Here is a 21,666-nt window from a genome sequence, read left to right as displayed (position 1 = left end):
CCGTGGGCGAACAGGCAACCATCCGCTACCTGCAAGAAGGCACCGAGCAACGCGATGCCTTCGAGCTAATGCGCGAACTTCGGCCGCACCTGGTGGATGCCGACGCGTTCGCGCAGCAAGTCAGGCGCCAGGCGCTACAGGGCTACCGCTTGCTCGGGGCTTTCTACGGCAAGCAACTGCTGGGGCTGGCAGGGGTAAGGAGCAGCGAAAACCTGCTCTATGGACGCTTTACCTACGTCGACGACCTGGTGGTGTCCCCGGCCATGCGCGGCCTGCGGGTCGGCGCCGCATTGCTCGATGCCGCACGCGCCGATGGCCTGCGCAACGGCCATGCCTACCTGGTGCTCGATACCGGGCTGCATATGCCATTGGCCCAGCGCTTCTATTACCGCGAAGGACTTTTGGCCAAAGGCATGCATTTTGTTCAGGCACTGCCCGCCGCCGAGGCACAGCGCCATGGATAACCTGCTCCTGGTCAATGCCAGCATGCGCGGCAGCGCCTCGATCGGCTTGCGCCTGGCCGACGAAATGGTCGCTTGCATCCGCCACCAGTACCCACACCTCAAGGTGACCCTGCGGGACCTGGCGGCCACGCCACTGGCGCCGTTGAGTGCCGGCTACGCGACAGCGCTGACCGGCTTTGTACCGCCGCACGACCCGGTATTTGCAAGCTCCGAGGCACTGATCAGCGAGCTCGAAGGCTGTGACCTGCTGCTGATTGCCACGCCCATGCACAACTTCACCGTGCCGGCAGCGCTCAAGCTCTGGATCGACCATGTGCTGCGCATCCACCGCACCTTCATTGCCGGCCCTGAAGGCAAGGTCGGCCTGCTCAAAGACCGGCCGGTGTACCTGATCGTCAGTTCAGGCGGCTACCACCGCGGGGCACGGGCCCGCCAGCCGGACTTTCTCAGCGCTTACCTGCGCCACGTGCTCGGCACGTTGGGCCTGCAGAATGTGCACTTCGTCTACCTCGAAGGCATGGCCGTCAGTGATCAGGCGCGGCTTGCCAGCGTCACTCAAGCCAGGCTCGAACTCGCCCGGCAGCGCTGGTTTGGCGAATTGACCCTGGCCGACTGAGTGCGACAGTACGCCCCGCTCACAAGGTGCGGCGTTACTTCATCTTCGCTTCGATTTCCTTGTCGACCTCTTCGCGAATCTGATCGATGCTGAAACTCGCCGGGCGCTGGCTGGGCGGGTACTCGACGAAGGTCTTGAGGAATGCCGCAGCCTTGCGCGTGCCCTGGAACACCAGGTAGTCGTTCTTGGTCAGCCAGTCGTAATACTGGTCAGAGACCACGTCGGCGCGCTCATAGGGGTCCATGCGCAGGTTGAACAGCTTCGGCACCCGCAGGCAGGTGAAGGGCTCGCTCCACACCGTCAGCCCGCCCGGGGCGCGCTGCTCGCAAAACACCAGCTTCCAGTCGCCGAAGCGCATCGACACCAGTTCACCGTCGTCGTTGAAGTAGTAGAACTCGTCGCGCGCGCTTTTCGCCGCCTTGCCGGTCAGGTAGTCGAGCTGGTTGAAGCCATCCAGGTGCACCTTGAAGTTCTTGCCACCGACATCGGCGCCCTTGAGCAGGCGGTCCTTGATACCGCTGTCGCCGGCTGCCGCGAGCAAGGTCGGGAACCAGTCCAGGCCCGAGAACATCTGCCGCGAGACCTTGCCGGCCTCGACCTTGCCCGGCCAGCGGATCATCGCCGGCACCCGGTAGGCGCCTTCCCAGTTGGAGTTTTTCTCGTTACGGAACGGCGTGGTCGCCGCATCCGGCCAGGACCACTGGTTGGGGCCGTTGTCGGTGGTGTAGATGACGATGGTGTTATCGGTGATCTTCAGGTCATCCAGCGATTTGAGCAGCTTGCCGACATCGCCGTCGTGCTCGAGCATGCCGTCTGCGTAGTCATTGCCGGGCATGCCGCTCTGGCCCTTCATGGCGTCACGCACGTGGGTGAAGGCGTGCATGCGGGTGGTGTTCATCCAGACGAAAAATGGCTTGTCGGCCTTGGCCTGTTTCTCGATGAAGCTGATGGCCGCCTGGGTGGTTTCATCGTCGATGGTTTCCATACGCTTGCTGGTCAGCGCCCCAGTGTCCTCGATCTTGCCGTCGGCGCTGGCCTTGATCACCCCGCGAGGCGAAGCAGCCTTGAGGAACTCCTGGTCATCCTTGGGCCAGTACGGGCGCTCGGGCTCTTCTTCGGCGTTGAGATGATAAAGGTTGCCGAAGAACTCGTCGAAACCGTGGTTGGTCGGCAGGTATTCGTCGCGGTCGCCCAGGTGGTTCTTGCCGAACTGGCCGGTGGCGTAGCCCTGGGCCTTGAGCGCCTGAGCTATGGTTACATCGCGGGCCTGCAGGCCCACCGCCACCCCCGGCATGCCGACTTTGGACAAACCGGTGCGCAGCGGCGACTGGCCGGTAATGAATGATGAGCGGCCGGCGGTGCAGCTGTTTTCGGCATAGTAGTCGGTGAAGATCATGCCCTCCTTGGCGATGCGGTCGATGTTCGGCGTCTCATAGCCGACCACACCCATGGCGTAGGCGCTGATGTTGGTCTGGCCGATATCGTCGCCGAAGATTACCAGGATGTTCGGTTTGTCTGCGGCAGCGGCAGCCGCCGCGCCGAAGGTCGCCGACGCGGCAAGCGCCAGCGTCGATAGCCACTTGTTGTTGCGCTTCATAAGGCCTTGCTCCGTCTCACGTTACCGGCGTTTGCCACGCCACGTGCACGAGATGCCGACTGCCTTGCTGGAACCCGGTGCGCCTCTGGTACGGGTGTGCAATGTGATCGATCGATCAACTCGGTCCGGCGCTGCGTCCAAGCCCTGCGGGCGCGCCATGAACGGGCTGCAGAGAGTCTAGTAATGCGTTGCATTTCGCGAGGTGCAGTTCGTCGCCTGGCAAGTTCCCCTACAGCTTGGGCGGCGCTTCTGTTAAAACGCGTCTTTGTATTCAGACGAACGATTTACCATGGCCTTTTTCTCGCTCAAACACCCTCGCCGCTGGCTCTACGGGCTGGCCCTGACCAGCGTAGTGGTCGGCCTGCCGGTGGGTTGCGCGGTGCTCGAGCACAAGGAGCGCGAGTTGCTGTTTCGCATCGAGCCGGGCAATGCCAGCTGGTACCGGGGCATGCCCGCAGGCGTCCAGGAGCTTGAGTTACGGCCCGAGACCTTCAAGGCCGGGCAGAACATCCACGCCTGGTGGTGGCCAGCAAAAAGGCCGGATGCACCGGCCATCCTCTACCTGCACGGGGTGCGCTGGAACCTCACCGGCCAGCTGTTTCGCATCCAGCAACTGCATAACCTTGGCTATTCGGTGCTGGCGATCGACTACCGCGGTTTTGGCCAGAGCCGTGGCGGCCTGCCCTCCGAGGCGAGCGTCTACGAGGACGCGCAGGTGGCCTGGGAACGCTTGCAGGCGTTGCAGCCCGACCCGCGCAAACGGCTGATCTACGGGCACTCGCTGGGCGGTGCGGTGGCGGTCGAGCTGGCCGCGCAGTTGGGCCAGCAAGCGCACAAGGACCAGCGTCCGGTGCCGGCGCGCGGCTTGATCATCGAATCGACCTTCACCTCCCTGGGCGATGCCGCCACGGCAGTGGCCAAGACCTCGCTGCCAGTGCGCTGGCTGCTGTCGCAGAAGTTCGATTCAATCGACAAGATTGCCGCCATCGGCATGCCGCTGCTGGTGGTTCACGGCCTGGACGACCGATTTGTGCCGCCGCGTTTCAGCGAGCAACTGTTCGCTGCGGCGCAGCCGCCGAAAAACCTGCTGCTGGTGCCGGGGGCTACCCATAACAACAGCATGAGCCTGGCGGGGCAGCGTTACCGGCAGGCGATCGAGGCGCTTTGAGGTGGACCTGTAGCGGCCTCATCGCGGGTCAAGCCCGCTCCCACAGTGGACCTGTGTACTCCGAACCTGTGGGGGCCTTGCCAGCGCTCAACATCTGATGTGCTGACTGCACCGGCCTCATCGCGGGTCAAGCCCGCTCCCACAGTGGGCCTGTTTACACCGAACCGGTGGGAGCTGGCCTTGCCTGCGATCGAGCGCGCAGCGGTCGTAATCCAGGCGCCGCCTGCTGCATTGACTTCACCGGCCTCATCGCCAGCACTGGTGATTATTGCCCGGCGCCGAACTGCTCTTGCAGCAAGATCGCCCGCGCCAGCTCTTCGTCGCTGGCTTTGAGGTCGGGGTTCTGCGCGCGGATGCTCTGCAGCATCGACTCCAGGTACACGCCGCGGATCGCACCGTCACTGGCAATGAACGACGAGGCGTCGTCACGGGCGGGGATGATGCGTTTGTCGTCCTTGAAGGTCGAGTACAGCGAAGCGGATACCCCGGCCGAGGTGGCAACATCACCGGCGTCGACTTTGGCCAGGGCCGAGCCGAAGGGCAGACAGAGCACAAGCGAGGAAACGAGCAGTAAACGGCGCATGGTGATGCCTCCGGATAAAGAGTACCTACATCAACTAGGATTGCCGTAAGTACCTTGAGTTCCCCGGCCTATTGCACCGGCAGGAAGTTCATCAGCAGCAGGCTTTGCGCGTAGTTAAGGCCAATACGCCGATAGCGCTCGTCGAGCATCTGCGCCAGCAGGTCCAGGCGCGCGACGATCTTGCCGAATTCCACGGCAAAGCTCAGGTTGCTGCCCTCCTCCGATATTTCATTGGAAAACAGCAGCAGCACGCCATTGGCGTCCTGGCGCTGGCTGAGCAGCCAGGTGGCCTTTTCGATGTTGCGCGCGGCATTGCTGACGAACTGCGGGTCGATGGTGTCGGTCATGAAAAATTCGGTGCGCCCGCCATGGGCGGTGACCAGCATGCTGCCAATGGCATAGATGAAGGCGCCGACCCGATCGCCGCGAAACTCCGGGCTAAGCGCATAGCTGAGCGCAGCCAGGTCGCGGCGCTCGCCCAGTTGCGCCAACGGCTGGCGTTGCTCGATGGCCTGGCGGATCTGCCGCTCGGCGGTGCTGGCATCGACATAGCCGGACTGGCGCCACTGGTTGGGGTTGCGCTGGTACAGCTTGTTCATCAGCAGGTAAAGGCTGCGCAGGTTGTCGCGCATCGACAGCGTGGCCATGCGGTCGACGCTGGTCTGCAACAGCTCTTGAGGGCGGCCTTGGCTGAACTGGCTGACGATGTCGCGGCCTTGTTGCTGGCTGCAGGCGCTGAGGCTGGCAAGCAAGGCGCCCGCCATCACCGGCAGGCGCAGGTGTCGCAGGAAAACGAGAAACGGATCAACCATCGGCACCGGTCGGTAATCAGCGGCGACGCTGGGAGTCAGCGTCGCCTGGCCATGAATAGAGCCGACAAATCGGAAAAAGTGCGATGGTGGGCGCGATTGCCTCAGCGACTCGAGTACAGCGTCAGAGGTGCGCTGATGGAATCAGGTTGTCGGCGCTGGCTTTCTCGAGCTTGATGGCGATGAATTTCGAGGTCGGTGTGAAGGTGCGCTCACCGTAGCTTTCCAGCGGCACCAGCGGGTTGGTCTCCGGGTAGTAGGCCGCGGCCTGGCCTGGCGGAATGTCGTAGGCGACCAGGGTAAAGCCACTGACCCGTCGCTCGCGGCCGTCTTCCCACAGCGAGACCATATCGACCTTGTCGTTGGGCTTGAAGCCCAGGCGGCGGATGTCCTGCTCGTTGGCGAAGACCACCTCACGCAGGCCGAATACGCCGCGGTAGCGATCGTCGAGGCCGTACAGGGTGGTGTTGTACTGGTCGTGGGAGCGCAGGGTCTGCAGGATCAGGTCCGGGGTGTCGCCACGGGCCAGAACTTCTTCGTTGACCAGCTGCGCCGGCAGCACGCTGGCAGTGAACTGCGCCTTGCCGCTTTCGGTGTGCCAATCGCGCTGCGCCGCGGTGTTGCCCAGGTGGAAGCCACCTGGGTGCTGCAGGCGCGCATTGAAGTCCTCGAAACCCGGGATAACGTCGGCAATCAGGTCGCGAATGCGGCTGTAGTCGGCAACCGTCCACTGCCAGTCGATCGGCCGGTCACCGAGGGTGGCCTTGGCGATGCCGGCGACGATCGCAGGCTCCGAGCGCAGCAGCGGCGAGCAGGGTTTGAGCTGGCCGTGGGAGATATGCACCATGCTGAAGGTGTCTTCGACGGTGATGCCTTGCGGCCCTTCGGCCTGCAGGTCGATTTCGGTACGGCCCAGGCACGGCAGGATCAGGGCGTCACGGCCGGTGACCAGGTGCGAGCGGTTGAGCTTGGTGGCGATGTGCGCGGTCAGCGCGCAGTTGCGCAAGGCGTCGTGGGTGCGCGGGGTATCGGGGGTGGCCTGGGCGAAGTTGCCGCCCAGGGCGATGAACACCTTGGCGCGCTGCTCTTCCATGGCCTGGATCGCCAGCACCGCGTTGTGCCCGTGCAGGCGCGGGGCCTTGAAGGCGAAGCGCGCTTCCAGGGCATCGAGCAGGCGCGCCGGTGGCTGCTCGTCGATGCCCATGGTGCGGTCGCCTTGCACGTTACTGTGGCCGCGTACCGGCGACAGCCCGGCGCCCGGCTTGCCGACGTTGCCGCGCAGCAGCTGCAGGTTGATGATTTCCTGCACGGTCGGCACTGAGTGACGGTGCTGGGTCACGCCCATGGCCCAGCACATGATCACCCGCTCGGCGCGCCGGTACATGCGGGCAGCCAGCTCAAGCTCGGCCAGGCTCAGGCCCGACTGCTCGACAATATGCGCCCAACGGGTGGCATCGACTTCGGCCAGGTAAGCGTCGAGCCCTGAGGTGTGCTCGGCGATAAAGACGTGGTCGAACACTGCCGGCTCGCCCTTGGCCTGGGCCTCGCGTTCCCATTGCAGCAAAAACTTGGCGATGCCGCGCATCACCGCCATGTCGCCGCCCAGGGCCGGACGAAAGTACGCGGTGTTGGTCGACTCGGAGCCGTTGCTGAGCATCTCGAACGGGTGCTGCGGATGCTGGAAACGCTCCAGGCCACGCTCCTTGAGCGGGTTCAGGCAGATCACCTGGGCCCCGCGCTTGACTGCCTCGCGCAGCGGTTCGAGCATGCGCGGATGGTTGGTGCCGGGGTTCTGGCCGATAACGAAGATTGCGTCGGCGTGCTCCAGGTCGTCGAACACCACCGTGCCCTTGCCTACCCCGAGGGTTTCCGACATGCCGACACCGCTGGCCTCATGGCACATGTTCGAGCAATCAGGGAAGTTGTTGGTGCCGTAGGCGCGCACGAACAGCTGGTAAAGGAACGCCGCCTCGTTGCTGGCCCGGCCGGAGGTGTAGAACTCGGCCTGGTCAGGAGACTCGAGGCTGTTGAGGTGCTGGGCGATCAGCGCAAAGGCGTCCTCCCAGCTGGTTTCGACGTAGTGGTCGGTGGCGGCGTCATAGCGCATCGGATGGGTCAGGCGGCCCTGATATTCAAGCCAGTAGTCGCTCTGGCGGGCCAGCTCGGTGACGCTGTAGCGGGCGAAGAAATCCGCATCGACCAGGCGCCCGGTGGACTCCCAGTTGACCGCCTTGGCGCCGTTCTCGCAGAACTTGACCATGCCGCTTTCCGGCGACTCGCCCCAGGCGCAACCGGGGCAGTCGAAACCGCCGTTCTGGTTGGTCTTGAGCATAACGCGCAGGTTCTTGAAGGCGTTTTCGCTGCCCAGCCAGCTCTTGGTCACGCTTTTCAGCGCACCCCAACCGGCGGCGGGGGCGTCATAGTTTTTTATATGTTCATCTTGGCTCATCGCGGCTTCCTCGCTTGGCTCGCAGGGCATCTTTAACGTTTCACCGATTAACAACTTGTTATTGACAGGTTGATTAATGGCGAACTTCGTTTTCTACCCTTTCAGGCTATTGAGCGTGGACTCAGGCGTCTAATCAAAACAAATGACGAACCGATCAAAACCCTCTATCACGAAGCTGAAACCCTCGTAATACGGGGGCTGCAAGCTACCGATAGATGAGCCTTATCAGTTGGTCATTATTAGTGATTTGACCGACATGGACGATTTAAATAGCCTCGACCATCATCAAAGAACTAGTGCGCAAACGCATCCCAGACGCGCGATAAGAGGCCCAGCCCAGCATGAGTGCAAACGGCAAACAACTGGTCGACGGCTACAGTCGTAAAATCGATTACCTGCGCATGTCGGTCACCGATCGCTGCGACTTTCGCTGCGTCTATTGCATGGCCGAAGACATGCAGTTCCTGCCGCGCCAGCGCATCCTCACCCTCGAGGAGCTGTACCAGCTGGCCGAGCGTTTCGTCGCCATGGGCACCCGCAAGATCCGCCTGACCGGTGGCGAGCCGCTGGTGCGCGCCGGCATCGTCGAGCTGTGCGCACGCATCGCCGCCCTGCCCGGCCTGCGCGAACTGTGCATGACCAGCAACGGCTCGCAACTCACCCGCCTGGCCCAGCCGCTGTTCGATGCCGGCCTTTCGCGCCTGAACATCAGCCTCGACAGCCTCGATGCCGAGCGTTTCAAGGCTTTGACCCGCACCGGCGACCTGGCCCAGGTGGTTGCCGGCATCGACGCCGCCCATGCAGCCGGCTTTCGCCGCACCAAGCTCAACTGCGTGGTGCTCAAGGGCCGCAACGATGATGAAGTGGTCGATCTGGTGCGCTTTGCCATCGATCGCCAGCTGGATATTTCCTTTATTGAAGAAATGCCCCTGGGGGTGATCAGCGAGCACCAGCGCAGCGAGTCCTATTGTTCAAGTGACGAAGTGCGCGCGCGTATCGCCGAGCACTTCAGCCTGATCGAGTCGGCCGAATCAACCCAGGGCCCCTCGCGTTACTGGCGTCTGGCTGAGGCGCCGGATATCCGCATCGGCTTCATCTCGCCGCACAGCCACAACTTTTGCGCCAGCTGCAACCGCGTGCGGCTGACCGTCGAAGGCCGTCTGCTGCTGTGCCTGGGCAATGAGCACGCCGCCGACCTCAAGCAGGTGCTGCGTGCCCACCCGGGTGACAGCGAACGCCTGGACAAGGCCATCCGCCAGGCCATGACCCTCAAACCCTACAGCCATACTTTCGATATCAATGGCGAGGTGCAGATTTTGCGTTTCATGAACATGACGGGGGGCTAGCGGCGATGACGCCGGCCCGTCAGCCGGCGGGCAACGCCCGGGCGCGGCACCACAGGCGGGCGATGTCGCCAGCGCGGGCCTGGAGCAAGGCTGGCGCATTGGCACAGGCCGCCTCGAGGGTCATCGGCTCGCTGGTCAGGGCAAACGCGGCGTCGATGCCATGGGCATACAGCTGTTGGTAACCCTCGCCCAAGGTGCCAGCAATCACCACCACCGGCACCCCATGGCGCTGTGCTACCCGGGCCACGCCGAACGGCGTCTTGCCGCGCAGGGTCTGCGCATCAAAACGGCCCTCGCCGGTAATCACCAGGTCTGCCCCCTGCACCGCCGCTTCAAGCCCGGCAAGCTCGGCCACCACTTCGATCCCCGGGCGAAAGGCCGCCTGCATGAAGGCCTTGGCGGCAAAGCCCATGCCGCCAGCGGCGCCGCTGCCAGGGAAGTCACGCACATCAGTGCCCAGCAGTTGCCCGCAGTGGTCGGCAAAGTGTCCCAAGGCCTGGTCCAGGGCCCGGACCTGCTCGGGGCTTGCGCCCTTTTGCGGGCCAAAGATCGCTGAAGCGCCATTGCTGCCGCACAGCGGGTTGTCGACATCCGCGGCAACTTCCAGCTGCACCTCGCGCAAACGCCGGTCCAACGCGCTGGCATCGATGCGGGCAAGCTGGGCCAGGGCCAGGCCGCCTTCAGCGAGCGGCTGATTGTCGGCGTCGAACAATTGCAGGCCCAGCGCCCGCAACATGCCGCTGCCGGCATCATTGGTGGCACTGCCGCCGATGGCCAGGATAATCCGCCGGGCGCCGGCATCCAGCGCCGCAGCAATCAGTTGGCCGGTGCCAAAGGTGCTGCTGCGACAGGCATCGCGCTGCGCCAGGGTGAGCAGTTGCAGGCCACTGGCGGTGGCCATTTCGATGATCGCCGTGTGGCTGTCGGCCAGCCAGCCCCAACCGGCGTCGACCGGCTCACCCAGCGGTCCGCGCACGCGCAGGCTGCGCAGCTCGCCGGCACAGGCAGCGACGATGGCCGCCATGGTACCTTCGCCGCCGTCGGCCATCGGGCACTTGACCCGTTGCGCCTGCGGCAACACCAGGGCAATACCGGCAGCAATGGCGTCGGCGACGCCTTCGGCGCTGAGGCTGTCCTTGAACGAGTCGGGGGCGATGACGATTTTCATGGGGATTCTCCTGATCCAGATGCCTGCATGCTGACAGTTGGGCTGCAAGAGTGCGTCGGTCGGATGCACAAAAACCGCCCGCGCTTGTTTGGCACTTGGCCAAAACTGCCTCAGTTGCCGGCTGGCAGCAACTGCAAGCCCAGGTACAGGCTGAGCATCCCTTCCAGGCGCAACGGGTCGACTTCGCTCAGTTCGGCGATGCGCTCCAGGCGATAGCGCAGGCTGTTGCGGTGAATGCCCAGGGCATCGGCGCAGGCCTGGCTCTGGCCATCGTGGGCACACCAGGCGCGCAGGGTCGCCAGCAGCTGGCCGCTGTTGTCCTTGGCACGAATGCGCTGCAGCGGTTCGAGCAGCTCGTCGAGGGCGTCATCATTGCGATGGCGCCACAGCAACGCTGGCAGCCGGTAGCGGCTCAAGGTCAGCAGGCGCTCGGCCGGCAGCACTTCGCGGCCATAGGCCAGCAAGTCGCGCACCCGCCGATAACCCCGGCGCAGTTGCTCCAGGCTTTGCGCCGGCGAACCTGCGGCCAGGCGCTGCACCTGCCAGCCATGGCGTTGCAAACGCTCCAGCAGTTTCGGCTCATCCAGCACCACGGTGGCGGGCCGGCACCAGAGCAGCGACTGGCGCGCGGGGCTTACGCACCAGCTGTCCGGGTAGCGGCTCATCAACCAGCTGGCCAACGCCTCGGCCGCAGGCCCGGCGTCCAGCTCAAACAGGCAGGGAATGCGCGGCAGTTGCGGCTTGAGGCCCAGCTGGCGAGCCTCATCGACCAGCCGCGGCGAATCGCCAGAGCCGCCCAGCAGCAATGCCAGCAGGTCGTCGCAGCGCTGGCGCCGCCACTGCTGCTCGACCTGCAGGTGACGCTGGGCCAAAAGCATTTCGGCGGTCATCCGTACCAGCTCGCCATAGGTGCGCAACTGCTGCGGATCACCGGTCAGGCCCAGCACGCCGATCAAGCGCCCGTCGAGCAGCAGCGGCAGGTTGACCCCGGGCTGCACACCCTTGAGGCACTTGGCCGCTTCGACGTCGAGCTCGACGATTCGACCGTTGGCCAGCACCAGCTGCGCACCTTCGTGACGGGTGTTGATGCGCTCGGGCTCGCCACTGCCGAGGATCAGGCCCTGGCTGTCCATGACGTTGACGTTGCACGGCAGAATCGCCATCGCCCGCTCGACGATGTCTTGCGCCAGGTCATGGTCCAGTTCGAACATGGGAGGATCCTTGTTGTCGCAATGATTGGTCCGGGGCACAGCAGGCCGCACGAATTGCTGTGCAAAAGCACAAAGACAGCCACGGTCCGCTCACCGAGACTCGTCGCAGCAGCCGCCTCGATGCAGGCTGCGGCGATAAACATAACAACAGAGAGAGAATCATGTCATACAGCCCTGCCCCTGACCAAGGCCAAGACGTCACCCGCAATGCGCTGTATCGGCGCATCACCTTGCGGCTGATTCCGTTCATCTTCATCTGCTACCTGTTCAACTACCTGGACCGGGTCAACGTCGGCTTTGCCAAGTTGCAGATGCTCGATGCGCTCAAGTTCAGCGAAACCATCTACGGCCTGGGTGCCGGGATTTTCTTCATCGGCTATGTGCTGTGCGGGCTGCCCAGCAACCTGGCGCTCAACCGCTTCGGCCCGCGACGCTGGATCGCGCTGATGATGATCGCCTGGGGCACGCTGTCGACCTGCCTGCTGTTCGTCACCACGCCCATGGAGTTCTACGTCCTGCGCCTGTTCACCGGCGCCGCCGAAGCGGGCTTCTTCCCCGGCATCGTGCTGTACCTTTCGCGCTGGTTCCCGGCCACCCGTCGCGGGCGGATTATGGCCCTGTTCATGTCGGCGATCCCGGTGTCGGGCTTGCTCGGCGGGCCATTCTCGGGCTGGATTCTCAATCATTTCGCCGCCGGCCAGCATGGCCTGGCCGGCTGGCAGTGGATGTTCCTGATCCAGGGCCTGCCGACCGTGCTGCTGGGCTTTCTGGCGATCTTCCTGCTCAGTGATGGTTACGCCAAGGCCAAATGGCTAAGCCCGGCCGAACGCCAGATCATCGAAACCGACCTCAAGGCCGATGCCGCCAGCAAGCCGGTGACCAGCAGCGACAGCCTGCTGTCGGTGTTTGCCAACCCGCTGATCTGGACCTTCGGTTTCGTCTACTTCTGCATCCAGAGCGGGGTCTATGCGATCAACTTCTGGCTGCCGTCGATCATCAAGAACCTGGGTTTCAGCGACGCCCTGCTGATCGGTTGGCTGAGCGCCATCCCCTACCTGCTGGCCGGGGTGTTCATGCTGCTGGTCGGGCGCTCGGCAGACCTGCGCAACGAGCGCCGCTGGCATCTTGTCGTGCCGATGCTGATGGGTGCCCTGGGCCTGCTGATCGCGGTGAACTTCGGCCACAGCCCGGTGATTGCGATTATCGGTTTGAGCATTGCCACCATGGGCGCCCTCACCGGCCTGCCGATGTTCTGGCCGATGCCCACCGCACTGCTCAGCGCCGGTACCGCAGTGGCGGGCCTGGCGATCATCAACTCGGTCGGGCAGATGGCCGGCTTTCTCAGCCCCTACCTGGTCGGTTTCATCAAGGACCAGACCGGCTCGACCGATGCCGCGCTGTATTCGCTGGCGGGCTTGATTGTGTTTGGTAGTTTGGTGGCGCTGCGGGTTTCGCGGGTGCGGGCTGCCGGGGCGGCGGCCGAACCGGCGAACTGAGGCAAGCCCGCTCCTACATAATGTAGGAGCGGGCGTGCCCCGCGATGCTTTAAATCAGAGGTGGAACTGTGTAAAACAGATCGAATTCCAATCGCCAAAGGCCTTTCGATCATGATTTACCGTCCACTGGGCCAAAGCGGCCTGCAGGTGTCGGCACTGACCCTGGGCAGCATGATGTTCGGCGAGCCGACCAGCACCGAAGACTCGCTGCGCATCATCGCCAAGGCCTGGGACCAGGGCATCAATTTCATCGACACCGCCGACGTCTACAACGCCGGGCGCAGCGAGGAAATCGTCGGCGAGGCCATTGCCCGCCACCGCCACGACTGGATCCTCGCCTCCAAGGTCGGCTTCGGCCCTGCCGAGGGCCGGCCCAACCGTAGCGGCTTAAGCCGCAAGCACATCTTCAATGCCATCGAAGCCAGCCTGACCCGCCTGGGCACCGATTACCTGGACATCTACTACCTGCACCGCGAAGACCACAACACCCCGCTTGAGGTCACCGTCAGCGCCATCGGCGACCTGCTGCGCCAGGGCAAGATCCGCCATTGGGGTGTGTCCAACTTCCGCGGCTGGCGCATCGCCGAGCTGTGCAACCTGGCCGAGCGCCTGGGCGTGCCCAAGCCGGTGGTCAGCCAGCCGCTGTACAACATCGTCAACCGCCAGGCCGAACCCGAGCAGTTCAGCGCCGCCGCCCATCACGGCCTGGGCATCGTGCCCTACAGCCCGCTGGCGCGCGGCGTGCTCAGCGGCAAGTACGCGCCCAATGCCAGCCCCGATGCCAACAGCCGCGCCGGACGCCAGGACAAGCGCATCCTGGAAACCGAATGGCGCCCAGAATCGCTGCAGATCGCCCAGCAGATCCACGCCTACCTGCAGCCCAGGGGCATCGGCATGGTCGAGTTCGCCATCGCCTGGGTGCTCAACAACCGCGCGGTCAGCTCGGCGATCGTCGGCCCGCGCACCGAAGCCCAGTGGGACACCTACAGCGGCGCGCTGGCGGTGCAGATCAGCGCTGAAGACGAAGCCTTCATCGATTCACTGGTAACCCCGGGCCACGCCTCGACTCACGGCTACAACGACAGCGCGCACTACGTCAGCGGTCGCGCGGCGCGCTGAGTTCGGCGCCGAGCAGGTGGCTGATGGCGGCCTTGAGCTTCATCGGCCGCACCGGCTTGTGCATCAACGTATGGCCGCGCTCGCGCACCTGTTGTTTTAGCTCGTTGCTGTAGTTGGCGGTGATCATCAAGGCCGCCAGCGGTACAGGCCGCTGGGCATTGATCGCCGCCACCGCATCGACGCCGTTGCGGCCGTTGTCCAGGTGGTAATCGGCGATCAGCAGGTCGGCTTCGGCGCTGTTGCAGGCCACCTGGCGCGCCAGGTCCTGCTCACTCAAGGCCGTCACCACCTCGCAGCCCCACTGCTCGAGCAAGGTGCGCATGCCGGCGCAGATCGCCGCGTCGTTATCCAGCACCCAGATACGCGCGCCTTCCAGGCGTTCGCGCAGCGGCTCGCTGAGGTCGGGTTCGGCCAGCCGCCTGGGTGCCTGGAGGCTGCAGGGTACTTCGACGGTAAACACCGAGCCCTTGCCCGGCACTGAACGCAATTGCAGGCGGTGGCCGAGAATCCCGGCGATCTTGTCGACGATGGCCAAGCCCAGGCCCAGGCCGCGGTCCTGGTCCGGGCGCTGCGCATCACCACGACGAAACTCCTCAAACACCTCTTCGCGGCGCTCTTGGGCAATGCCGATGCCGGTGTCCCAGACCTCGATCGACAACGCCTTGGCGCGCCGCCGGCAGCCGAGCAGCACGCGGCCGCGCGGGGTGTAGCGGATGGCATTGCTGAGCAGGTTGCGCAGTATCCGCGCCAGCAACTGGATATCGCTGTGCACGCTCAGCCCACAGGGCACATAGGCCATGCGCAGGCCCGCGCTGGCGGCGGCATGAGCAAATTCGGCGGCGAGGTTGTCGAGCAGGTCGCTGACGGCGAAGCTGGCAAGGTCGGCCTTGATCACCCCGGCGTCGAGCTTGGAGATATCCACCAGGGTGCCGAGCAGGTTCTCGACGTCATCCAGCGAGTTGCTAACATTGCGCACCAGCGCAGGGTTAGCGCTGCTCTGTTCGAGCAAGGCACTGGTGAACAGCCGCGCCGCGTTCAAGGGTTGCAGCAAGTCATGGCTGACGGCGGCGAGGAACTTGGTCTTCGACAGGTTGGCCTGCTCGGCTTGCTGCTTGGCCTTGCTCAGTTCGGCGGTGCGTTCGCGTACCCGCACTTCGAGGTTCTGATAGGCCTGGTGCAGGGCCTCGGCACTGCGCCGGCGTTCGGTGATGTCGCGAATCAGCACGAAAATCCCAACCACCTCGCCACTGGCCAGGCGGTTGGGCACGTAGGAGCGCAGCATGTAGCGTTCCTGGCCGTTGACGTGGGTCTCGGCGCATTCGAACGTCACGCTCTCGCCGGCCAGCGCCCGCTCGATGTAACCCTCCAGGCGCTGGTAGTGCCCGGGGCTGTGCACCTCGCGCAGGTTCTGCCCGAGCATCACCCCCGGCGGCCAGCAGTACCACTGCTCGTAGACCTTGTTGGTGAACTCGTAGACCAGCTCGGCATTGAGGTAGGCAATCAGCGCCGGCACATGGTCGGTGATCAGCCGAATCCAGCGCTCGCTTTCGCTCAGGGCTTGCGCGTGCTGGTAGCGTTCGGTGATGTCGGTGAAAGTGTTGACGAAACCGCCGGTGGGCAACGGATGGGTACGGATTTCCAGCATGCGTCCGTCGAACAGGCGCTGTTCCAGTTCATGCACACAGCGGCCATTGCCGTCGCGGCTGGCCGGGGTCAGCAAGGCCAGTTCGCTGTCGGCGATCACTTCGGTAAAGGATCGGTGGGCGGCGATCGGCGCCAGGCCGCTGAGTTCGAGAAAACGCCGGTTCCACAGTTCCAGCACGCCGTCGGCATTGACCATGGCCACGCCCTGGGACAGGTTGTCGACCGCCCGTTGCAGCAAGTAGGACTTTTGCGCCACCGCCTGCTCGCGGCGCCGGGTTTCGCTGTGCTTGACTTCGGTGATGTCGGTGAACAGCATCACCCGCCCGCCGTCCTGGGTTGGCCGCTCGCTGACCTGCAGCCAGCGCCCGTTGTGCAGACGGTACAGCAGGTGTTCGTCGCTGACACCGCGCAGTTCTTCGCGCAACAGGCCGCTGCTGTGCATCAGGCGCTTGACCTCGGCCAGGCGCATGCCGCTGATGATGCGCAAGCGGCTGCCGGCCCAGAAGGCTTTGAAACGGCTGTTGAAGAGGACGATGCGCAAGTCCGGGTCGAACAGCACAAAGGCGTCGGAGATGCTTTCGATGGCATCGACCAGGTGCTGGTGGGCGGTTTCCGCGCGCAGCCGGGCCTCGCTGAGCAGGTGGTTGCTGGCCTTGAGCTCGACTAGGGTCTGGTTCAGGGCATCGGTGCGCTCGCGTACCTGTTCGGCCAGCACCACCGAATGCTGGAACGCCGCATAGGAATCGTCCGGGCGCGCCGCCCCCGACTCCAGGCGCTCGATCAGCGCAGCGTTGATGCGCAGCAGCTTGTGGTTGGCCCGTTGCAGCTCGGCCAGGCGCGGGTCACTGTTCACACTGGCCTCGGGGCCGGCCGATGGCAACGCCGGTGAAGGTCTGGTTGATGTGCATGCCATTGAACTGTTCCCCGTAGGAGTTGAAACCCAGCACCCGCTGTCTGCGCAGAAAACGGCCGACCTCGGCCAGGCTGTCGCTGCCTTCGAGCTCCAGGCGGCGCAGGAAGCAATCGCAACCGATGGTCAGCAGCAAGGGCCCGAGGCGTTGTTGCAGGCCGCTAAACAGGTGCTGCAGATTCGGCAACAGCGGCCCCGGACGCATGGCGGTGAGGACGATGCCGTTCTCCACCGCGCAGTAGAAACTCAGGCTCAGGTCCTCGTGCACCTGCTGGATGGCGCGCACGTAATAACGCTCGTTGATGCGCACCGCCAGCGGGTGGGCGGCGAAGGTGCGGTGATTGATCTGGCTGACCGGCACGCCGATCAACTGCGCGTATTCAAGCGCTGCCGGTTCGGCGTTGAGCTCGTAGACCCGGCGCAACTGGCGATCGGCGCGGGTGATTACCAGTTTTTCACTGCGCGGCTCGATGTGATGGGTGGTGAACACCTCGAACTCAAGCCCGGTGTTGACCAGCAGCACCACCGCAGCGCCACTGCGAAAGGCGCCGTCGAAGTACACATGGGTGTGGTGCAGATGATTGTCGTCACCGGCCGAGCCACCGAAATGCGGGATATCGCCCAACGCCGCACTGAGTGCCGCCAGCACGGTTTCTTCACGGCTGGACAGGCCGTCGAGCAGGGTCAGGGCAAAGCTGTGGCCCTTGATCGGCGCCAGGGTATTGCTACGACACTCGCCCACCAGGCGCTCGACCGTGGCCTGGGCCTGGATCAGGCTGAACGCCGGCATGGCGTCGATCAGTTCGGCGGCGATGGAAAACTGCCGGTGATCAAAACCCAGGGCGGTGATGCAGCCACGGCCGTAACCGTCGGGGGTAAGTTCGCCGGCACTGGTGCAACCGGCCAGGCGAATGCCGCCGAAGCTCTGTTGCAGGGCCTGGGCCAGGGCCGGCAGGTCGTACTCGGCGGAGCAGAAGAACAACACGAAACCCAGGTGCGGGTGCAGCAGCTGGCTGGCCAGTTCCTGGGCGGCAAGCTCGGCGGCGCTGGCCCGCGACACGGCACTGATCACGCCCTCGGCCGGGAACTGCTGCATGGGTGCCTCCTGGGTGGGCATTGATCGATGCAGGCAGTTTAGGCAGGCGCGGTAGCGCGCCGAATGCTACTTGGGTACTGGGTATGGGTGGCATTGGTTGTAGAGCGGGTAGCCTCATCGGGGGGGCGAGCCCGCTCCTACCGGTCAATGCGTTTACCAGGTCAGCACCGCGCCCACGGCGAAGGTATCGGTGTCTTCATTCTGCGCATCGCCTTCATGGCCGTCGATCTCGAACTGGTTGTACTCGGCGACCAGCTTGAGGTTGTCGTTGATGTCATGAAACAGCGCTATGCCACGGGTTTCATAGTCGGCGCCGGTGTTCACTGCGCCATTGCCGTCATCCCTGGTCTTGCCATACGACAGCGCCAGACGGTTCTTGCCGAGCTTGTACGAGCCCTGAAGCAGATAACCCTTGCTGTCGACCTCACGCAAGGTCGCCTCGCCGGCGTTGTTGGTGAAGAACGGGTTGATGCCCTTGGCGGTAAAACCTGAGCCGGTCAGCGACAACCCGCCGATCTTCGCCTGCACGCCATAGCCGAGGCCCTTGGAAGTCACCGAATCGACGCTGCTGTCGGTGTTGTCCGAGGTCTGGTAGGTGCCGTTGAGCCAGCTGTAAATCTGCGCGCCGCCGAGGTCGAACTGGTAGGTGATCTCGCTCTCGGTGCGCGGGTTTTCCTGGTAGGCCTTGCCCACCGCGCTGTCGTCGTTGGTGTCCACCGGGTCGAGGATCCCCACGGCAATGCGCAAGCCGTCCAACACCGGCGTGCGGTAGGTGATCTGCGAGGTCGGGAACGGGTACGGGTAGCCGCTGCCGATGTTGCCGAACGACACCCCGCCGCCATCGACCAGGCCCAAGGTGTCGCTGACCTGGCCGTAGCCGGCGAGCAACTCGTCGAGGAGGATGTTGGAGCGGGCGAACAGGCCAAAGTCCTTGCCGATCAACACCTCGCCCCATTCGGGGTTGGCCACGGTGCCGTAGAACTGGCGCACGTCGATGGCGGTGTCGGTGCCGTTGGTTTCGCTGTCGTTGATGGTCACCCAGAACGACGCCCGGCCGCCGAGCTTGAGATCATCAACCTGGCGAGTCATGTTGAAGCCCAGGTAATTGGGCAGAAAGCCCATCTTCACCCGCGACTGGCGACGGTCGTATTGCTCCCCGGCGCGGTCGACGTCGCTGTTGACGTAGAAGGCGTTGATGTAGCCGTCGGTGGAAAAGGTCGTCTGCTCCTTGTCGTAGAGCATGATCTCGGCGCCGGCCAGCGGGCTCAGGCCCAGGGCGGCAAGGCTTGTCAGCAACGGCAGGAAACGGCGATTGGCATTGTTATTGTTGTGCATGGCGCTCTCCGCAAAACGGGGGGACAGATGTCGGAGGCGATTATCGAAAGGCCCGGCAAGCGGCCATACCCTGCCTTGGCGGCGCTCCCGTGCTGCTTTGGCGCAACCGGCCCGGCTGCCCGCAGGCGGAACTAATCCCTTGCCCGTCAGTGTCACAAGGCTAAAGTGGCAAGACCCGGTGCGTTAGGCGCGCCCGCCCATGCAAAAATGCAGACTGAGCCTGCAGATTTACGGATTGTATTGGGCAAATTTGCACTGATACGATCCTTCGATCCTCTAGCGCCTATCCAGACCGTGTTAAAACACGTGGAAAATCAATAACAAAGCAGGGAGAAAGCGATGACCGCGCACGCTCAAGCGCCAACCGACGTCCATGTACTGGCCGAGGTTCGCAACCATATCGGTCACTTGACCCTCAACCGCCCCTCCGGCCTCAACGCCCTGACCCTGGACATGGTCCGCCGCCTGCAGCGCCAACTTGACGCCTGGGCCACGGACTCACAGGTGCATGCCGTGACCCTGCGCGGCGAAGGCCCGAAAGGTTTCTGCGCCGGCGGCGACATCCGTTCGCTGTACGACAGCTACAAGGCCGGTGACAGCCTGCACCGGGATTTTTTCGTCGAGGAATACGCCCTCGACCTGTGCATCCACCATTACCCCAAGCCGGTGCTGGCACTGATGGACGGCTTCACCCTCGGCGGCGGCATGGGCCTGGCCCAGGGCGCCGACCTGCGGGTGGTCACCGAGCGCAGCCGCCTGGCCATGCCGGAAACCGCCATCGGTTATTTCCCGGATGTTGGCGGCAGTTATTTCCTCTCGCGCATTCCCGGCGAACTGGGCATCTACCTGGGGGTCAGCGGCGTCCAGGTGCAGGCGGCCGATGCGCTGTACTGTGGCCTGGCCGACTGGTACCTGGACAGCAGCAAACTGGCCAGCCTCGATGAGCGCCTCGACACCCTGAGCTTTGGCGAACACCCGCTCAAGGACCTGCAAGGGGTGCTGGCCAAACTCGGCACTCAGGTGCTTGAAGACGCACCGCTGGCCAGGCTGCGCCCGGCCATCGATCACTTCTTCGCCCTGCCCGACGTTGCCAGTATCGTCGAGCAACTGCGCGCCGTGACCGTGGCCGACAGCCATGAATGGGCACTGAAAGCCGCCGATCTGCTCGACAGCCGCTCGCCGCTGGCCATGGCCGTGACCCTGGAGATGCTTCGTCGCGGCCGTCACCTGAGTCTTGAAGACTGCTTCAAGATGGAGCTGCACCTGGACCGCCAGTGGTTCGAGCATGGCGACCTGATCGAAGGCGTACGCGCACTGATCATCGACAAGGACAAGCAGCCACGCTGGAACCCCGCCACCCTCGCCGGCCTCGACCGCCAGCGCGTGGATCAATTCTTCGAAGGCCTCTGAGGCCTGGAGTACGCAGATGCAAGACCTGGAACTGACTGAAGAACAGATCATGATCCGCGACATGGCCCGGGACTTCGCCCGTGGCGAGATCGCCCCCCATGCCCAGGCCTGGGAAAAGGCCGGCAGGATCGACGATGGCGTGGTGCAGAAGATGGGCGAGCTGGGCCTGCTGGGCATGGTCGTGCCCGAGCAATGGGGCGGCAGTTACACCGACTATGTCGCCTACGCCTTGGCGGTCGAAGAGATCGCCGCCGGCGATGGTGCCACCGGTGCGCTGATGAGCATTCACAATTCGGTGGGCTGCGGCCCGCTGCTCGCCTACGGCAGCGCCGAACAGCAACAGACCTGGCTTGAGCGCCTGGCCAGCGGCCAGGTGATCGGCTGCTTCTGCCTGACCGAGCCGCAAGCGGGCTCCGAGGCCCACAACCTGCGCACCCGCGCCGAGCTTAAGGACGATCACTGGGTGATCAATGGCGCCAAGCAGTTCGTCAGCAATGCCCGCCGTGCAGGGCTGGCGATCGTCTTCGCGGTCACTGACCCGGAGCTGGGCAAAAAAGGTATTTCGGCGTTCCTGGTGCCCACCGACAACGAAGGCTTCGTGGTCGATCGCAGCGAGCACAAGATGGGCATCCGCGCCTCCGACACCTGCGCGGTGACCCTCAACAACTGCCGTATCCCGGCAGCCAACATGCTCGGCGAGCGCGGCAAGGGCCTGGCCATTGCCCTGTCCAACCTCGAAGGCGGGCGTATCGGCATCGCCGCCCAGGCCCTGGGCATTGCCCGCGCGGCATTCGAGGCGGCGCTGGTGTATTCGCGTGACCGTATTCAGTTCGGCAAGCCGATCAACGAGCACCAGAGCATCGCCAACCTGCTGGCCGACATGCAGGTGCAGATCAACGCCGCACGGCTGTTGATTCTCCACGCCGCACGCCTGCGCAGCGCCGGCAAGCCATGCCTGAGCGAAGCCTCACAGGCCAAGCTGTTCGCCTCGGAAATGGCCGAGCGGGTGTGCTCCAAAGCGATCCAGGTGCATGGCGGGTATGGCTATCTGGAAGATTACCCGGTCGAGCGTTACTACCGCGATGCGCGCATTACCCAGATCTACGAAGGCTCCAGCGAAATCCAGCGCATGCTGATTGCCCGGGAGTTGAAGCACTACACCTTGTAAACACGGCCTACTTTAGGAGCGGGCTTGACCCGCGATGCGATATCACTGTTGAATCGCTATCGCGGGTCGAGCCCGCT

General features: G+C 64.1%; 17 protein-coding genes. 8 read left to right on the top strand and 9 right to left on the bottom strand.

All coding sequences use genetic code 11. From position 1 onward, the window contains the following. The first annotated feature begins 2 nt into the window (after positions 1-2). Complete coding sequence (locus BLR26_RS16705; RefSeq protein ID WP_045202028.1) at positions 3-464, top strand: GNAT family N-acetyltransferase; 462 nt, start codon at positions 3-5, stop codon at positions 462-464. After that, positions 457-1,080: an FMN-dependent NADH-azoreductase gene (locus BLR26_RS16700; RefSeq protein ID WP_093382769.1), complete on the top strand. Its 624-nt coding sequence runs from the start codon at positions 457-459 to the stop codon at positions 1,078-1,080. Before BLR26_RS16705 ends, BLR26_RS16700 begins: the two co-directional genes overlap by 8 nt. Before the next feature lie 34 nt (positions 1,081-1,114). Here BLR26_RS16700 and BLR26_RS16695 read toward each other — a convergent pair whose 3' ends face one another. Further along, entirely contained in the window at positions 1,115-2,677 is a 1,563-nt protein-coding gene (locus BLR26_RS16695; protein WP_093382765.1) for an arylsulfatase, read from the bottom strand. Between the two features lie 289 nt (positions 2,678-2,966). On the opposite strand from BLR26_RS16695, the gene BLR26_RS16690 reads away from it, so the two are divergent. Beyond that, on the top strand, positions 2,967-3,845 hold the full coding sequence (locus BLR26_RS16690; RefSeq protein ID WP_093382757.1) for an alpha/beta hydrolase: 879 nt from the start codon (positions 2,967-2,969) through the stop codon (positions 3,843-3,845). A gap of 265 nt (positions 3,846-4,110) precedes the next feature. Here the strand turns inward: BLR26_RS16690 and BLR26_RS16685 are convergent, their stop codons facing one another. The 3 genes from BLR26_RS16685 to BLR26_RS16675 form a co-directional block, all read right to left on the bottom strand. After that, on the bottom strand, positions 4,111-4,428 hold the full coding sequence (locus BLR26_RS16685; RefSeq protein ID WP_093382752.1) for a DUF2388 domain-containing protein: 318 nt from the start codon (positions 4,426-4,428) through the stop codon (positions 4,111-4,113). A 68-nt stretch (positions 4,429-4,496) separates the two neighbouring features. Next, a complete protein-coding gene (locus tag BLR26_RS16680; RefSeq protein ID WP_045201988.1) occupies positions 4,497-5,240 on the bottom strand; it encodes a hypothetical protein in 744 nt (247 codons plus the stop codon). A gap of 121 nt (positions 5,241-5,361) precedes the next feature. Continuing rightward, a complete protein-coding gene (locus tag BLR26_RS16675) occupies positions 5,362-7,686 on the bottom strand; it encodes an FdhF/YdeP family oxidoreductase (RefSeq protein WP_093382749.1) in 2,325 nt (774 codons plus the stop codon). 341 nt (positions 7,687-8,027) lie between these two features. Here BLR26_RS16675 and moaA point away from each other — a divergent pair, with 341 nt between their 5' ends. Continuing rightward, positions 8,028-9,032, top strand: a complete 1,005-nt coding sequence (moaA, locus tag BLR26_RS16670; RefSeq protein WP_093382746.1) for a GTP 3',8-cyclase MoaA — start codon at positions 8,028-8,030, stop codon at positions 9,030-9,032. A 19-nt stretch (positions 9,033-9,051) separates the two neighbouring features. Here moaA and BLR26_RS16665 read toward each other — a convergent pair whose 3' ends face one another. Together BLR26_RS16665 and BLR26_RS16660 are read right to left on the bottom strand one after the other, a co-directional pair. After that, entirely contained in the window at positions 9,052-10,200 is a 1,149-nt protein-coding gene (locus BLR26_RS16665) for a glycerate kinase (RefSeq protein ID WP_093382743.1), read from the bottom strand. 110 nt (positions 10,201-10,310) lie between these two features. Continuing rightward, positions 10,311-11,411, bottom strand: coding sequence for a sugar diacid recognition domain-containing protein (locus BLR26_RS16660; protein WP_045201980.1), 1,101 nt, complete (start codon positions 11,409-11,411; stop codon positions 10,311-10,313). Positions 11,412-11,572: 161 nt separating this feature from the next. Between BLR26_RS16660 and BLR26_RS16655 the strand changes: the two genes are divergently transcribed. Together BLR26_RS16655 and BLR26_RS16650 are read left to right on the top strand one after the other, a co-directional pair. Beyond that, positions 11,573-12,907 (top strand): MFS transporter, encoded by a 1,335-nt coding sequence (locus BLR26_RS16655; protein WP_093382740.1) that lies wholly within the window; start codon positions 11,573-11,575, stop codon positions 12,905-12,907. A gap of 111 nt (positions 12,908-13,018) precedes the next feature. Next, complete coding sequence (locus BLR26_RS16650) at positions 13,019-14,026, top strand: aldo/keto reductase (RefSeq protein ID WP_093382737.1); 1,008 nt, start codon at positions 13,019-13,021, stop codon at positions 14,024-14,026. On the opposite strand, the gene BLR26_RS16645 is transcribed toward BLR26_RS16650, so the two are convergent. The 3 genes from BLR26_RS16645 to BLR26_RS16635 form a co-directional block, all read right to left on the bottom strand. Then, entirely contained in the window at positions 14,004-16,583 is a 2,580-nt protein-coding gene (locus BLR26_RS16645; protein ID WP_093382733.1) for a PAS domain-containing hybrid sensor histidine kinase/response regulator, read from the bottom strand. The two genes, BLR26_RS16650 and BLR26_RS16645, sit on opposite strands and share 23 nt — an antisense overlap. Beyond that, complete coding sequence (gene nosP / locus BLR26_RS16640) at positions 16,513-17,676, bottom strand: nitric oxide-sensing protein NosP (RefSeq protein WP_093387540.1); 1,164 nt, start codon at positions 17,674-17,676, stop codon at positions 16,513-16,515. Before nosP ends, BLR26_RS16645 begins: the two co-directional genes overlap by 71 nt. Positions 17,677-17,829: 153 nt before the next feature. Beyond that, a complete protein-coding gene (locus tag BLR26_RS16635) occupies positions 17,830-19,011 on the bottom strand; it encodes a porin (protein ID WP_045201972.1) in 1,182 nt (393 codons plus the stop codon). Positions 19,012-19,350: 339 nt separating this feature from the next. On the opposite strand from BLR26_RS16635, the gene BLR26_RS16630 reads away from it, so the two are divergent. After that, positions 19,351-20,421 carry an enoyl-CoA hydratase/isomerase family protein gene (locus tag BLR26_RS16630; RefSeq protein WP_093382730.1) on the top strand — a complete coding sequence of 357 codons (1,071 nt, stop codon included), beginning with the start codon at positions 19,351-19,353 and terminating at the stop codon, positions 20,419-20,421. A gap of 16 nt (positions 20,422-20,437) precedes the next feature. After that, complete coding sequence (locus BLR26_RS16625) at positions 20,438-21,589, top strand: acyl-CoA dehydrogenase family protein (RefSeq protein ID WP_093382727.1); 1,152 nt, start codon at positions 20,438-20,440, stop codon at positions 21,587-21,589. The last annotated feature ends 77 nt before the right edge of the window (positions 21,590-21,666 follow it).

Source organism: Pseudomonas sp. UC 17F4, from assembly GCF_900101695.1.
Classification (GTDB): domain Bacteria; phylum Pseudomonadota; class Gammaproteobacteria; order Pseudomonadales; family Pseudomonadaceae; genus Aquipseudomonas.
Note: the sequence above shows the minus strand (reverse complement) of the source record. Positions and strands in the feature narration are given on the sequence as shown.

What these genes read in the sequence shown, in the direction of transcription:
- BLR26_RS16700 (WP_093382769.1), top strand. Translation starts at nt 457, where the DNA reads ATGGATAACCTGCTCCTGGTCAATGCCAGCATGCGCGGCAGCGCCTCG.
- BLR26_RS16695 (WP_093382765.1), bottom strand. Translation starts at nt 2,677, where the DNA reads ATGAAGCGCAACAACAAGTGGCTATCGACGCTGGCGCTTGCCGCGTCG.
- BLR26_RS16690 (WP_093382757.1), top strand. Translation starts at nt 2,967, where the DNA reads ATGGCCTTTTTCTCGCTCAAACACCCTCGCCGCTGGCTCTACGGGCTG.
- BLR26_RS16685 (WP_093382752.1), bottom strand. Translation starts at nt 4,428, where the DNA reads ATGCGCCGTTTACTGCTCGTTTCCTCGCTTGTGCTCTGTCTGCCCTTC.
- BLR26_RS16680 (WP_045201988.1), bottom strand. Translation starts at nt 5,240, where the DNA reads ATGGTTGATCCGTTTCTCGTTTTCCTGCGACACCTGCGCCTGCCGGTG.
- BLR26_RS16675 (WP_093382749.1), bottom strand. Translation starts at nt 7,686, where the DNA reads ATGAGCCAAGATGAACATATAAAAAACTATGACGCCCCCGCCGCCGGT.
- moaA (WP_093382746.1), top strand. Translation starts at nt 8,028, where the DNA reads ATGAGTGCAAACGGCAAACAACTGGTCGACGGCTACAGTCGTAAAATC.
- BLR26_RS16665 (WP_093382743.1), bottom strand. Translation starts at nt 10,200, where the DNA reads ATGAAAATCGTCATCGCCCCCGACTCGTTCAAGGACAGCCTCAGCGCC.
- BLR26_RS16660 (WP_045201980.1), bottom strand. Translation starts at nt 11,411, where the DNA reads ATGTTCGAACTGGACCATGACCTGGCGCAAGACATCGTCGAGCGGGCG.
- BLR26_RS16655 (WP_093382740.1), top strand. Translation starts at nt 11,573, where the DNA reads ATGTCATACAGCCCTGCCCCTGACCAAGGCCAAGACGTCACCCGCAAT.
- BLR26_RS16650 (WP_093382737.1), top strand. Translation starts at nt 13,019, where the DNA reads ATGATTTACCGTCCACTGGGCCAAAGCGGCCTGCAGGTGTCGGCACTG.
- BLR26_RS16645 (WP_093382733.1), bottom strand. Translation starts at nt 16,583, where the DNA reads ATGGCATGCACATCAACCAGACCTTCACCGGCGTTGCCATCGGCCGGC.
- nosP (WP_093387540.1), bottom strand. Translation starts at nt 17,676, where the DNA reads ATGCAGCAGTTCCCGGCCGAGGGCGTGATCAGTGCCGTGTCGCGGGCC.
- BLR26_RS16635 (WP_045201972.1), bottom strand. Translation starts at nt 19,011, where the DNA reads ATGCACAACAATAACAATGCCAATCGCCGTTTCCTGCCGTTGCTGACA.
- BLR26_RS16630 (WP_093382730.1), top strand. Translation starts at nt 19,351, where the DNA reads ATGACCGCGCACGCTCAAGCGCCAACCGACGTCCATGTACTGGCCGAG.
- BLR26_RS16625 (WP_093382727.1), top strand. Translation starts at nt 20,438, where the DNA reads ATGCAAGACCTGGAACTGACTGAAGAACAGATCATGATCCGCGACATG.